Here is a 267-nt window from a genome sequence, read left to right on the forward strand (position 1 = left end):
CGTTGAGGTCCAGGTGGCGTGTGCTCTGTTGCAGGTAGCTCGCGATGATGCGTCGGCCGGCGGCTGCCGGTTCGCTCTCCATGGCGCGAAGCGGTCGAAGACTGCGGGGACGCTGGGGCAACTCGATCGTGATGGAGCGTCCGGCGCTGAGTGGCTGGATGGTCTGCGAGCTGGCGACGATGAGAGCGGAAGCGTCGCTGAGTGTGGTCGAGAACGAGACGAAGGACTCGATCTCGATCTCGTCGAGCATGCTCAAGGTCGACCGGG

Annotated in this window: 1 protein-coding gene; it reads right to left on the reverse strand. The window is 64.8% G+C overall.

Annotated elements, in window-relative coordinates:
• The coding region (locus RMT89_RS43400; RefSeq protein ID WP_315889262.1) for a hypothetical protein at positions 1-250 on the reverse strand (250 nt) is incomplete at its 3' end.
• Positions 251-267: the final 17 nt, after the last annotated feature.

The organism is Streptomyces sp. P17 (genome assembly GCF_032436805.1).
GTDB lineage: Bacteria > Actinomycetota > Actinomycetes > Streptomycetales > Streptomycetaceae > Streptomyces.